At 35.2% G+C, this 12,741-nt stretch carries 11 protein-coding genes and 1 tRNA gene; 6 read left to right on the forward strand and 6 right to left on the reverse strand.

The genetic code is table 11. The features are described from left to right. Positions 1–29: 29 nt before the first annotated feature. Positions 30–992 (reverse strand): arginase, encoded by a 963-nt coding sequence (locus DR980_RS00085; protein ID WP_113633239.1) that lies wholly within the window; start codon positions 990–992, stop codon positions 30–32. Then, the gene (gene rocD / locus DR980_RS00090) at positions 992–2,275 is read right to left on the reverse strand and encodes an ornithine--oxo-acid transaminase (protein ID WP_113633240.1); all 1,284 of its coding nucleotides are present in this window, start codon (positions 2,273–2,275) and stop codon (positions 992–994) included. The genes DR980_RS00085 and rocD overlap by 1 nt, the downstream gene beginning before the upstream one ends. 231 nt (positions 2,276–2,506) lie before the next feature. On the opposite strand from rocD, the gene DR980_RS00095 reads away from it, so the two are divergent. From DR980_RS00095 to DR980_RS00120, 6 genes are all read left to right on the forward strand, one after another. Next, positions 2,507–2,959 (forward strand): Lrp/AsnC family transcriptional regulator, encoded by a 453-nt coding sequence (locus DR980_RS00095; RefSeq protein ID WP_113633241.1) that lies wholly within the window; start codon positions 2,507–2,509, stop codon positions 2,957–2,959. A 40-nt stretch (positions 2,960–2,999) separates the two neighbouring features. Continuing rightward, on the forward strand, positions 3,000–3,863 hold the full coding sequence (locus DR980_RS00100) for a cyanophycinase (RefSeq protein WP_113633242.1): 864 nt from the start codon (positions 3,000–3,002) through the stop codon (positions 3,861–3,863). Positions 3,864–3,865: 2 nt separating this feature from the next. Beyond that, positions 3,866–6,067, forward strand: a complete 2,202-nt coding sequence (locus tag DR980_RS00105) for a penicillin acylase family protein (protein WP_244199226.1) — start codon at positions 3,866–3,868, stop codon at positions 6,065–6,067. Between the two features lie 112 nt (positions 6,068–6,179). Then, complete coding sequence (locus tag DR980_RS00110; RefSeq protein ID WP_113633243.1) at positions 6,180–6,950, forward strand: dienelactone hydrolase family protein; 771 nt, start codon at positions 6,180–6,182, stop codon at positions 6,948–6,950. Between the two features lie 101 nt (positions 6,951–7,051). Further along, entirely contained in the window at positions 7,052–8,065 is a 1,014-nt protein-coding gene (locus tag DR980_RS00115) for a DUF3667 domain-containing protein (protein ID WP_113633244.1), read from the forward strand. 4 nt (positions 8,066–8,069) lie between these two features. After that, positions 8,070–9,083: a M28 family metallopeptidase gene (locus DR980_RS00120; protein ID WP_113633619.1), complete on the forward strand. Its 1,014-nt coding sequence runs from the start codon at positions 8,070–8,072 to the stop codon at positions 9,081–9,083. Between the two features lie 184 nt (positions 9,084–9,267). Here DR980_RS00120 and DR980_RS00125 read toward each other — a convergent pair whose 3' ends face one another. The 4 genes from DR980_RS00125 to DR980_RS00140 all read right to left on the reverse strand — a co-directional run bounded on the left by DR980_RS00125 (position 9,268) and on the right by DR980_RS00140 (position 12,731). Continuing rightward, on the reverse strand, positions 9,268–10,464 hold the full coding sequence (locus tag DR980_RS00125; protein WP_113633245.1) for a PAS domain-containing sensor histidine kinase: 1,197 nt from the start codon (positions 10,462–10,464) through the stop codon (positions 9,268–9,270). A gap of 281 nt (positions 10,465–10,745) precedes the next feature. Continuing rightward, positions 10,746–10,821 (reverse strand) — tRNA-His (locus DR980_RS00130). Positions 10,822–10,895: 74 nt separating this feature from the next. Continuing rightward, positions 10,896–11,612, reverse strand: a complete 717-nt coding sequence (gene bshB1 / locus DR980_RS00135; protein WP_113633246.1) for a bacillithiol biosynthesis deacetylase BshB1 — start codon at positions 11,610–11,612, stop codon at positions 10,896–10,898. 48 nt (positions 11,613–11,660) lie between these two features. Further along, complete coding sequence (locus tag DR980_RS00140) at positions 11,661–12,731, reverse strand: isochorismate synthase (protein WP_113633247.1); 1,071 nt, start codon at positions 12,729–12,731, stop codon at positions 11,661–11,663. Between the last annotated feature and the right edge of the window lie 10 nt (positions 12,732–12,741).

Genomic DNA, 12,741 nt, shown 5'->3' on the forward strand with positions numbered 1-12,741 from the left:
TTTCGGGCTTTTTTATACATTCTAAAAAATTATTCAGTAGGAATAATAAGCTCCGCGCTAATCGCTTCTAAAACTTCAAAAGCAGTTTCTGCCATTTTATTTCCTTTGGTATCTAATAAAGGATTAATCTCAACAAACTCGATACAAACTACCTTTTTGGTTTGGATAATTTGATTGATGATTGCAATAATTTCATACTGATCAAAACCTTTTGGAACCGGAGTTCCTGTTCCATAAGAAATCATATCGCAATCCATAGAATCCACATCAAAAGAAATATACAAAACTTCACAATGCGACAATTTTGACAATGCTTCAGTAACACATTTGTGCAAACCTCGATAACGCACTTCGTCAACCTTATAATTTTTGATCTGCAATTTTTCAATTTGCTTATCTTCCTCTTCTTCGGTATCCCGAACACCAAAATAAATCAGATTTTCGGCTAAAACTTTCGGTCCTTTATAGCCAATATTTTTCATGTCTTCCCAATGCTGTTGCGTTTCAGCTGGGACTTCGTTATTCTGACAACTCAAATTATCATCGCCTAGTGCTGCAGACAATGGCATTCCGTGAATATTTCCAGATGGCGAAGTGTAAGGCGAATGCAAATCAGCATGGGCATCAATCCAAAATACACCAATATTTTGCTCTGGATACGCCGCTTTGATTCCACTTAAAGTTCCTAATGCTGAAGAATGATCTCCCGATAATACTATTGGAAAATAATTCCCTTCTATATTTTTTTTGACCGCATTACAAACTCGGGTGCATTGCTCCACAACGTGCTCAATCCTTTTGGCCGAGGAACTGCGATTTTTATCATAAATCGATTCGTTATGCGTTTTTACATCTTCAAACTCAAATTGATTAAAATAATCACTGTTTTGATTTATTGCAGCAATTTCGACAGCATCAATTCCTAAATCGGAGCCACGTGTACCGGCTCCAATATCAGATCTGTTCTTTATTAATTTTATCGTTTTTCCCATTATCTGAAATCATTTAATGCTCTTTCGATAATAGCCAAACATTCGTGTATTTGAGCTTCCGTAATTACCAATGGCGGTGCAAATCGAATTTTGTTTCCATGTGTTGGCTTTGCCAATAATCCATAATCTCTGAATTTCATACAAATATCCCAAGCCAAATCAGATTCTTCATCACTGTTGACAACTATGGCATTCAATAATCCTTTTCCTCTCACCAATGTAATTAATGGATTTCTGGAAGCAATCTCATTCAGTCCCGTTCTTAAAACCTCTCCTAAGTAAGCTGCATTTTGCGCCAAATTTTCATCTTTTACTACTTCAAGTGCAGCAATAGCAACAGCAGCTGCAATAGGATTTCCTCCAAAAGTAGATCCGTGTTGTCCCGGTTTGATAACATTCATAATGTGATCATTTGCTAAAACTGCCGAAACCGGATATACACCACCAGAAATTGCTTTTCCTAAAATAAGGATATCTGGTTTCACTTCTGGAGTATTTTCACATCCTTTTTTACAATCGCAATTTCCACAAGTGGCCAATAATCTTCCCGTGCGCGCAATTCCTGTTTGCACTTCATCCGCAATAAACAAAACATTATGTGCTTCACAAAGTGCTTTCGTTTTTGCTAAATATCCTTCGGAAGGAACATAAACTCCTGCTTCACCTTGAATAGGTTCCACTAAAAATCCTGCTATATTTTTTGTTGATTTTAAAACGTTTTCCAATGCTTCGACATCATCGTATGGAATTTTAATAAACCCAGCTGTGAATGGTCCGAAGCTTTTACGGGCAGTTTCATCGTTCGAAAATGAAATGATTGTTGTAGTCCTTCCGTGAAAATTGTTTTCACAAACGATAATTTGCGCTTGATTTTCAGGAATTCCTTTAACCTCATAAGCCCATTTTCTGCATAACTTTAAAGCCGTTTCTACTGCTTCTGCACCAGTATTCATGGGCAACACTTTATCAAAATCAAAATACTTAGTCACATATTCCTCAAAAGGTCCTAATTGATCATTGTGAAAAGCACGCGACGTCAGCGTCAATGTTTGCGCTTGTTTTATCATGGCACCCACAATTTTTGGATGACAATGTCCTTGATTTACGGCAGAATATGCCGACAAAAAATCATAATATTTTTTTCCGTCTACATCCCAGACATAAACACCTTCGCCTCTTTCTAAAACTACTGGTAAGGGATGGTAATTGTGTGCACCATATTGATTCTCTTTTGCTATCAAAGCTTCAGATTTTGAAGAAAGGTTTTGTTCTGTATGTGTCATGATATTTCGGATTTACTATTTGAAAGCACAAAATTAGTATTTTTTTTTAATTTACCAATAAAAATAAATATTTTGACTTTTAAAAAGAGTATATATAAAAATATTTATTTAATTTAGATGAAAAATAAGTCATATTTTAAATTTAAAATTCGATTTACAGTTCTATTTCGAAATAAATAAAAATAAGTACTTTTATACAAACACAGAAGCATCATTTATAATTAAGCCAACATGGATATAGTAGACGAATTCGATATTAATATTATTAAAGAATTAGAGAAAGATGGAAGAATGGCATATTCAGCCATTGCAGCAAACTTAAAAATATCAAATACAATGGTGCATCAGCGCATCAACAGATTAATGGATCAAGGAATACTTACCGGGATAAAACCTATAATCAATGAAAAAAAAGTAGGATATGATTGGGGATCTTTTACAGGAATCACGCTGAATAAAGATCAAGATTCGGATAGAATTATTGAAGAACTAAAAAAAATACCAGAAATAACCGAGTGTTATTACATTACGGGATCGTTTACCCTTTACATAAAAATTATTGCCAAAGACCACGAACACATGCGCAAAGTCCTTTATGAAAAAATTGATACTATTCCCGGCATTGCCAAAACAGATTCTATAATTGAATTGGGTTGTGCTTTTAAAAGAAATGTTTCTTTGTAATATTCATTTTGAAATTGAATTAACTTCCAAAAAATAACCAATGCTAAAATTAACTCATTCCCTACTCTATTTCAAATTTTTCATTGGCTTACTTGCATTTTTATTTTGCGGAAGTTTACAAGCGCAAAAAACGAAAGGAAAGTTATTCATCATTGGTGGTGGACATCGATCTGATGCATTGATGACGCAATTAGTAACACTGGCGGATTTGGGGAAAAAAGATTATGTGGTTGTGTTACCAATGTCAACCGAAGAACCGGATAGTGCTTATATTTATTTCAAAAAGCAATTCGAAAAACTGACTCCAAATCCAATTGTTATGTTAAATTTTGACAATACAACGGCTTTTAATAAAGTATTGAACGATTCCTTGCAAAACGCCAAGTTAATTTTCATTAGCGGAGGCGATCAATCCCGGTTTATGAATGTCGTTAAAAACACTCCAACATTTACAGCAATTCACCACGCTTACAAAAACGGAAGCACAATTGCCGGCACCAGCGCCGGAGCGGCAGTAATGTGTGAGCACATGATTACGGGAAATCAGAAATTAGAGTCCAAATACACCGAAACTTTTAACAATATCAGATACGATAATCTGGAAACAACTATCGGTTTGGGACTTGTAAAAAACGTGATTATCGACCAGCATTTTCTAAAAAGAAGCCGCTACAACCGTTTACTCTCTGCTTTGATTGAATTTCCAACTCACATAGGAATTGGCATCGACGAAAGTACTGCGCTGATTGTTCGCAATAAAGAAATAGAAATTGTTGGCGAAAGCGAAGTTATTGTGGTCAAAAAGCCGAAAGGAATTACCAGATTTAAAAAAGAGAATTTAGTAAGTATCAAAAGCTTAGAAATGGCTGTGTATCACGAAGGTCAAAAATTTAAAATTAAATAAAAATGAAATATTTTAAGAATCATTTAGCAGCTGCAGTATTCATTTTTTGTTTTAGTTTTCCAATGTTGTCGCAGCATGCAACGACTGCCGAAATAGAACGACTAAAAAAAATATCGCAACAAGTCACCATCATCAGGGACAATTGGGGAATTGCACATGTATATGGAAAAACCGATGCGGATGCCGTTTTTGGAATGTTATATGCGCAATGTGAAGACGATTTCAAACGCGTAGAAATGAATTACATTGAAAAACTCGGACGACTCTCGGAAATCAAAGGACAGTCCGTTTTGTATAATGATTTAGAAATTAAACTTTTGATGGACACCGAAGAAGCCAAAGCCGATTATAAAAAAGCTGCGCCTTGGTTGAAGAAATTATTAAACAGTTATGCGGACGGAATCAACTTTTACCTGTACAATCACCCCGAAGTAAAACCCGCTTTATTGACTCATTTTGAACCGTGGTTCCCGTTGCTTTGGACCGATGGAAGCATTGGAGCCATAAGCACAGCTGATCTTTCAACGGGAGAATTGAAAGCTTTTTACTCCGGAAATACGGATAAAGTGTCGTATAAAGAACGCGAAAAAGATGTGCAAACCGGCTCAAACGGATTTGCAATTGCTCCTTCAAAAACGGCATCAGGAAATTCCATTTTATACATTAATCCACATACTACTTTTTATTTCAGGCCAGAAATACAAATGAGCAGCGAGGAAGGATTGAACGCTTACGGAGCAGTGACTTGGGGACAGTTTTTCATTTACCAAGGATTTAATGAGAATTGTGGTTGGATGCATACCTCTTCAAATGTGGATGTAGCGGATATGTATGCTGCGAAAATCGTGACCAAAAACAACCAATTATTTTACGAATACGATAATAAGTTGGTTCCGGTTATCGAGAAAAAAATAACCATCAAATATTTGGAAAACGGGAAATTGATTCCTAAAACATTCAACACCTATCATACCAATCACGGTCCGATTATGGCCAAAAGAGACGGAAAATGGATTAGCTTAAAATCTAATAATCGTTCGATGAAAAGTTTGGAGCAAAGTTGGATACGAACAAAATCGAAAAGCTTCGCAGACTACAAAACAGCAATGGATTTGAAAGCCAATACCTCAAATAATACCGTTTATGCTGATAAAGAAGGAAATATTGCCTACTGGCACGGGAATTTCGTTCCTATTCGGGACAAGAAACTGAATTGGTCAAAAGTGATGGACGGCACAACACCGGCAACACAATGGAAAGGATTGCACGAAGTGTCAGAAACGGTACATTCTTATAATCCGATAAACGGTTGGTTGCAAAACTGCAATTCTACACCTTACACCGTGGCGGGTGACAATAGTCCAAAAGAAGAAAACTACTTGCCATACATGGCCCCGGACGGTGAAAGTTTCAGAGGATTAAATGCAGTTCGGTTATTGAGCAAAGGTGATAAATATACCTTAGACAAAGTAATTGCTGATGGCTACGACACGAAACTGACAGCTTTCGAATTTCTGATTCCTGCGTTAGTTTCTAGTTTCGAAAAAAACATCAGCGTTGAAGATCCCCTTTACGCAGAACTTTCAGAACCGATAGCGCTACTGAAAAATTGGGATTATTACGCCAAAGAAAATTCTGTGGCTACAACTCTGGCTGTGGAATGGGCTTATAAATTAGATCCAATTATTCAAAAAGTGTATACTGATGAAGGAGAATTCGACCAAGTGGAAAACACGATGAATTTTACAAAAAATGCTTTTCCGGATCAACTGATTCCGCAATTGCAAATGGTGGTGAATGAATTGAAAATTAAATTTGGAACCTGGCAAATTCCTTGGGGAGAAATCAATCGTTTCCAAAGAACTTCCGGCGACATTAATTTGATTTATAACGATGCTCTTGAAAGTTTGCCCATAGGTTACGGACCGGCACTTTGGGGAAGTTTACCCGCTTACAAAAGCAATTACCAAAAAGATACTAAAAAACGCTATGGAACAAACGGCAACAGTTTTGTGTGCGCAGTCGAATTTGGGCCAAAAATAAAAGCCAAATCAATACTTGCAGGCGGAAACAGCGGTGATCCAAAATCGAAACACTTTTACGACCAAGCTGAAATGTATCGAAAAGGACAATTCAAAGACGTTTTGTTCTACAAAGATGATGTCCAAAAAAATGCCGAAAAAACGTATCATCCCGGAGAATAATAACACCTCGGTTCATTATAAGAATTAAAAATACTGTTATCAATTAAAAAAATCATAGTTATAATTTCAGAATAAATTAATTGAGATATTTGTAAAAATAAAAACAATCAATATGAAAAATATTTTCTTTGCCTTATTAGGATTTCTCTTGTTTTCCAATGGCGCTATTGCACAATTGAAAGCAGTAAAATACACAGACGGAAATCAAAAATTAAACGGACTATCAATTGCTCCAAAAAAAGGAAGCAAAACTAAACCTGGAATCTTGATTCTTCCTGCTTGGAAAGGTATTGATGCCCACTCCAAACAATCAGCAGAAAAACTATCAAAAATGGGTTATTATGCATTTGTAGCTGATATTTATGGTGAAGGAAATTATCCAACAAACACTCAAGAAGCCGGAAAGCAAGCTGGTTTTTACAAAACTAATTTTGCTGATTATCAAAGACGCATTCAATTAGCTTGGGACCAATTAATAAAATCGGGTGCAAATCCAGACAATATTGTAGTAATTGGATATTGTTTTGGAGGAACAGGAGCACTTGAAGCAGCAAGAGCAGGAATGAAAATTCAAGGAGCAGTTTCTTTTCACGGTGGTTTAGGGCGTGATGCGTCGAGAGTAAATAATCCAATCACTGCAGAAATTTTAGTTTTGCATGGCGCTGATGACTCGTATGTGCCAGCTGCGGAAGTAGCCGCTTTCCAACAAGAAATGAGAGATACAAAAGCAGATTGGGAAATGATTTACTACGCAAATTCCGTACATGCCTTCACTGAAATTGAAGCTGGAAACGATAATTCTAAAGGTGCAGCCTATAATGAAAAAGCAGCTAAACGTTCTTGGGAACGCATGAATTCTTTCTTAAAAGAAGTTTTGAAATAAGATAGAAAATATAATTTTTTCAAAAACAGTATAAGTTCCATTTTTTTGTTAGTTTTATCAATTGAAATTTAACAGAAATCTAGAATTTATACTGTTTTTTTATGTCAAAAAGTAAAATCAGAACCGACAAAACCTGCCTCAATTGCAGGTATGTGGTTGAAAATAGATTCTGTCCTAATTGTGGACAAGAAAATACCGATACCCGAAAAACGTTTCACCACCTCTTTATCCACTTTTTTGAGGACTTGACACATTATGAAAATGCTTTTTGGCGCACCATAAAAAATCTTTTATTCAAGCCCGCAGCACTAACCAAAGAATACCTTTCCGGAAAAAGATTGTCTTATTTAGCTCCTGTTCGGCTTTATATTTTTATCAGTTTTATCACGTTTTTAATAGTTGCGATTTTCCCCAATACCGTTAATTCTTTAGAAAGCACTCCAAAAAAGGAATCAACTATAACCACAAAAAACAAATCATTCCAAAGTAAGATTTCCAAAAATGATTCTATACAAAATCATCAAACTGAAATCGAAGAACAAAATCAAATATTCAATTTTGGATATGAATCTGTAGAACAATTAGACTCCATCCAAAAACATGCACCAGAATCTGAAAAATTATCCGATTTTAATTATTGGATGAATAAAAAAATTCAAATCGTTAAAGAAAACAACACACAAAGTGAAATTATTGAAAAATTCATAAGCTCCTTTACCCACAATTTACCGAAAGTTCTGTTTGTATTCATGCCTCTTTTCGCTTTTTTTCTTTGGCTATTCCATAATAAAAAACGTTGGTACTACTTTGATCACGGAATTTTTACCTTACACTATTTCTCTTTTTTATTGTTGATTTTTCTACTTTTGTTTCTCATTAACAAAGCGTTATCCCCTTTTACAGAATCAAGTTTTGTTACTTTTATTCAGATTATAGTTAATTTTATTGGTATCGGATGGATGATTTATTATTTTTATCCCGCGCACCATCGTTTTTATGGCGAAACGCGCTTGATATCTTTTATTAAAAGTAGCCTGTTATTTTTTATCAATTTTATTCTTATCATAATTATTTTATCAATTTTTGCTATTTACACCTTTATTAATTTACATTAAAAAAATGAAAAAAATCCCTTTATTAGGTTTAATGGTTGTTTTGACCGTAAGCTGCACCACTCAAAAAGCGAGTGTTACTCATGTCGACCCAACAAAATACATGAATACAATTACCGCTGATGAACTAAAAACGCACCTTTACATTGTTGCTTCAGACGAAATGGAAGGCCGTGAAACCGGTTCAGCTGGTCAGAAAAAAGCAGGTGTATACCTCATCAATGAATATAAGAAAAACGGCATCAGTTTCCCTACTGGCGCATCTGACTTTTACCAAAAAGTACCCGCAGCTTTCCTGAATGCCAAACGCAATGAAAACTTACCCGATTCTGAAAACGTTTGGGCTTACATTGAAGGATCTGAGAAACCAAATGAAGTCTTGGTGATTTCTGCCCATTACGATCACGTAGGTACAAAAAAAGGAGAAATTTATAACGGTGCCGACGATGATGGTTCCGGAACTGTTGCATTATTAGAAATTGCTCAGGCATTCCAAATAGCAAAAAAAGCAGGACATGGACCAAAACGTTCTATCTTGTTTCTACATGTAACTGGCGAAGAACACGGATTACACGGTTCCCGCTATTACTCGGAAAATCCTTTGTTCCCGTTAGCAAATACTATTACTGATATTAATATTGACATGATAGGTCGTCGTGATGAAGCGCACGCTGGCAGCAATAATTACGTATACGTTATTGGAGCAAACCGATTATCGACTGATTTAGATAATATTTGTACCATTGCAAACACTAAATACACCCAATTAGAGCTGGATTATAAATACAATGACCCAAAAGATCCGAACCATTTCTATGAGCGTTCTGATCATTACAACTTTGCTAAACACGGAATTCCATCGGTATTCCTTTTCAACGGAGTGCATGCTGATTACCACAAACCTACGGACAGTCCAGACAAAATTGAATACGATGCGTTGACTAAAAGAGCAAAATTTGCATTTGTAACCGCTTGGGAATTGGCAAACCGTACCGAAAGACCTATTGTTGATAAAAAATAGTTTTATACTTTGGGCACATCCACACTTTCACTAGCGTTACAGTGTGGTCGGGCTATACGTTACAATCTTTATTATCTCGTTAAAAAACGAGATAATAAAGGATTTCCACTCCTATCCCTTGTGCAAACCCCATAAAAAAAGAGCTTTGAATCACTTCAAAGCTCTTTTTTTTATTCTTCATTTATTAAACTCTTTCGTCAAATTGTATTTTATCCGCGCTATCAATTTTATACAAAGGCTTTTCAAGAGGTAACGTAAAGTAAAAAGAGGTACCTTTTCCTTCTTCACTTTCAACCCATATTTCTCCATCATTTCTTTCTAAAAATCCTTTCACCAATAACAGTCCAATTCCGGCACCTTTGTTGTCTTTCCTAGCTTTAGAAAGTGTACTCATTTGCGGGGTAAAAAGTGTTTCTTGAACATCCTTAGACATCCCAATTCCACCATCCTTAATCTGAATTATGATTATTTCGCCTTCAATTTTCGCTAAAACCGAAATTTCGCCTTCAGGCAAAGAATGCTTTATTGCATTAGAAAGTATATTTTGAAAAACCGATATTAACATTTTTCCATCTGCAAACACAGTGGTACCGGGTATGATTTCATTATGGAGTTTAATCGCATTCAAAGAAGCCATTTCGTGCAATGATTCAAAAACCTTTTCAACATAATCAAATAGCACAATTTTTGTTGGAGAAAATACCTCCGATGCATATTTGATTCTGGCCCATTCTACTAGATTATCTAGCATGTTCAACTCATCAACAGCTGTTTTCTGGAGTAAATCAAGCATTTCTTTTGCCTTACTGGATTCCAATCTGTCCAGATTTTTTTTCAAATATTCCGCCGTTCCTATAATTCCGGATAAAGGACTTCTTAAATCGTGGGAAACAATGGCAAGAACATTCTCTTTGTGTGTATTAAGATCTTCCAGTTCTTTTACATATTTTTTTATAGCATCTTCCGATTTTTTTCGCTCGGTCAAATCTCGCAGGATTTTAACGTATCCTAACATCTCGCCTTCACTCCCAATAAGCGGAAAAACCAAACCATACGCATAAAATTCGCTCCTATCCTTACAAATATGTAATCTGTTGTCTGTTGCTCTTCCTTCTTTTAATGCTGTTTGAATTTCTTTTTGCGGAATACCATTATTTATATCTTCTTCCGTGAAAATCACATCAAAAGGCTTTCCTATAATTTCATCTGTTTCATATCCAAATATTTTTGTTGAACCAGAACTCCAGCTGTTAATTATATATTCATTGTCAAGAGTAAAAATCGAATAATCTTGTAAACTATCTATTATCTGGCTGTAAAACTCAGCGGTTGGAATGTAATTACTTTTAAGAATTTTAGAATTGGTTTTCTCTTTTTCCATTAAATTATGTAAATAATATTTAAAATTTTGAAAGCTTATTTTCGATTGATTTAACTATGCAATGCGTTCAAAGATACACAAAAGAAAATACGATTTCTGTAAAACACAGAATATAACCCCTAACAGAAGAATGTATGTCCGAAATCCTACATGACTTCTTTAATACCACTCTAATACTATTTCCCTTTTACAATATTCAAGCCAATAAAAATATCATCATAATTTCACGAGACTTTATTCCACAAAAAAAGCCTCGAATTTCTTCGAAGCTTTTGCTTTCTGGGTGGGAGACGGGGCTCGAACCCGCGACCCTCGGTACCACAAACCGATGCTCTAACCAACTGAGCTACAACCACCATTTGCTTAGCGGTGGCAAATATACGACATAAGTTTACTTCTGCAAATATTTTTCCCAAAAAAATACATGAAATTTATATCAAATCTGCTAAGCTATTGACTGCCAAATATCTTTCTACAGTAAAACCTTCCGCATGATCTACTCCTGTGAGCCTTCCTAAATCCCTGGAACGGTAATTCAGGCTTTCCAAGAAGTTTTTACTCGTTATTGGCGACTCCGGTTCATTTGAATTTGCATCATAAAACTGTGAACTGTACGCCAAAATAGATTCAATTTTTTTATCGGTGAAACCAGTAATGTCAACTACAAAATCCGGTTCTATATTTTTCCACTGTATATAATGATACACTAATTTAGGTCTCCAAGCCTTTTGTTGCTCTCCTTCCAATGCAGTTTCTATCTTCATTAATCCAGATAAGAAACAAGCATCAGAAACTAATTTACTTCCCTTTGCATGATCAATGTGTCGGTCATCAATAGCATTACACAATACAATCTCCGGTTGATACTTGCGAATCATTTTTATGATTTCTAATTGGTGCTTTTCGTCATTGACAAAAAACCCATCACGCATTTCCAGATTCTCACGTGCTGAAACACCTAGAATTTTTGCAGCAGCATTTGCTTCCTGATCCCTGATTTCCGCTGAACCACGAGTTCCTAATTCACCACGTGTCAAATCTATAATTCCAACCGTTTTTCCTAAAGAAATTTCTTTTAAAATGGTTCCTGCACAACCCAATTCCACATCATCAGGATGCGCACCAAAAGCAAGTATATCTAATTTCATCTAAAATTCGTTTAATGTTTTTTTGTTTAATGTTTAAAGTTGCGAATATTACTTCAAATCCAATATTTTCTTCATAGTCATTGATTTATTGACACTTTCCCTCCATTCTTTTTCAGGAATACTGTCCTTTGTAATACCACATCCCATATATAAATGTGCTTGATTATCTTTGATTTGCATGCATCGCAAATTCACATACAAATCTGATTTAATCTCTCCTTTATTAAATCCTTCTTTGTTTAATTCTCCTAAAAAACCTGTGTAATATTCTCGGTCATAGCCTTCATGTTTCAAAATAAAATTTTTAGCAACCTCTTTTGGCAATCCGCAAACAGCAGGAGTTGGATGCAAAACAGAAACAACTTCTTTCAAACTTGAATTGTCATTAATAACCCCTTCAATATCTGTTTTAATGTGTGCTATAGTTCCAGCTTGTGCAGTGTAAGGGCTTGAAACGGACACTTCTGAAGTCAATTCCTTTAGATTATCCAAAATAAAATCAGTAACAAACTGCTGCTCTTCTATTTCTTTTTTCTCCCAGACAACTTCTTTATCACCTTGAATTTTTTGCGTTCCGGCTAATGACATTGTATAAAAAGTATTCGTATTAGCCTTTAGTAATCGCTCCGGTGTGGCGCCCATCCATAAACCTATTTTTGGATGAAACCAGCAATAGCAAAAAGCGGTGGGATAATTTTGAATTAATTTTTCGAAAATTGAAACTAAATCAAAATTTGACAAACCAACAATTTCTTTTCGTGACAAGACCACCTTTTTCAAAGTCCCTTTTGCAATAGCATCAATTCCTTTTTGAACAAACCTTTCAAAATCTTCTTTCGCTTGAATATCTTCTGAATCTATGAAATCCGAATCCTCATTTTCCTTGGAAGAAGTAATCAGGGTTTCCCATTTTACCGATTGATTTCTAGGAATCAGTATCATCTGACTGCCGTCAAAAGGAGCGAAAACAAATCCCGTTTCTTCAAAATTCTCGGCAAAATATAAGTGGTCGTTATTTTGAAAAAAACCTATTAATTTGATGTTATTTGGTTTTCGGTATAATACAAAAGGTAGATTTTGAGCTTTTTGTTGCTTTACTTTTATAAAAAAATCGATCATATATAATGTA

The sequence above is a fragment of the Flavobacterium psychrolimnae genome (assembly GCF_003312425.1).
Lineage (GTDB): Bacteria > Bacteroidota > Bacteroidia > Flavobacteriales > Flavobacteriaceae > Flavobacterium > Flavobacterium psychrolimnae.

Bases quoted from the DNA above. Each gene is read 5' to 3' on its own strand.
- DR980_RS00085 (WP_113633239.1), bottom strand. From the start codon at position 992: ATGGGAAAAACGATAAAATTAATAAAGAACAGATCTGATATTGGAGCC.
- rocD (WP_113633240.1), bottom strand. From the start codon at position 2,275: ATGACACATACAGAACAAAACCTTTCTTCAAAATCTGAAGCTTTGATA.
- DR980_RS00095 (WP_113633241.1), top strand. From the start codon at position 2,507: ATGGATATAGTAGACGAATTCGATATTAATATTATTAAAGAATTAGAG.
- DR980_RS00100 (WP_113633242.1), top strand. From the start codon at position 3,000: ATGCTAAAATTAACTCATTCCCTACTCTATTTCAAATTTTTCATTGGC.
- DR980_RS00105 (WP_244199226.1), top strand. From the start codon at position 3,866: ATGAAATATTTTAAGAATCATTTAGCAGCTGCAGTATTCATTTTTTGT.
- DR980_RS00110 (WP_113633243.1), top strand. From the start codon at position 6,180: ATGAAAAATATTTTCTTTGCCTTATTAGGATTTCTCTTGTTTTCCAAT.
- DR980_RS00115 (WP_113633244.1), top strand. From the start codon at position 7,052: ATGTCAAAAAGTAAAATCAGAACCGACAAAACCTGCCTCAATTGCAGG.
- DR980_RS00120 (WP_113633619.1), top strand. From the start codon at position 8,070: ATGAAAAAAATCCCTTTATTAGGTTTAATGGTTGTTTTGACCGTAAGC.
- DR980_RS00125 (WP_113633245.1), bottom strand. From the start codon at position 10,464: ATGGAAAAAGAGAAAACCAATTCTAAAATTCTTAAAAGTAATTACATT.
- bshB1 (WP_113633246.1), bottom strand. From the start codon at position 11,612: ATGAAATTAGATATACTTGCTTTTGGTGCGCATCCTGATGATGTGGAA.
- DR980_RS00140 (WP_113633247.1), bottom strand. From the start codon at position 12,731: ATGATCGATTTTTTTATAAAAGTAAAGCAACAAAAAGCTCAAAATCTA.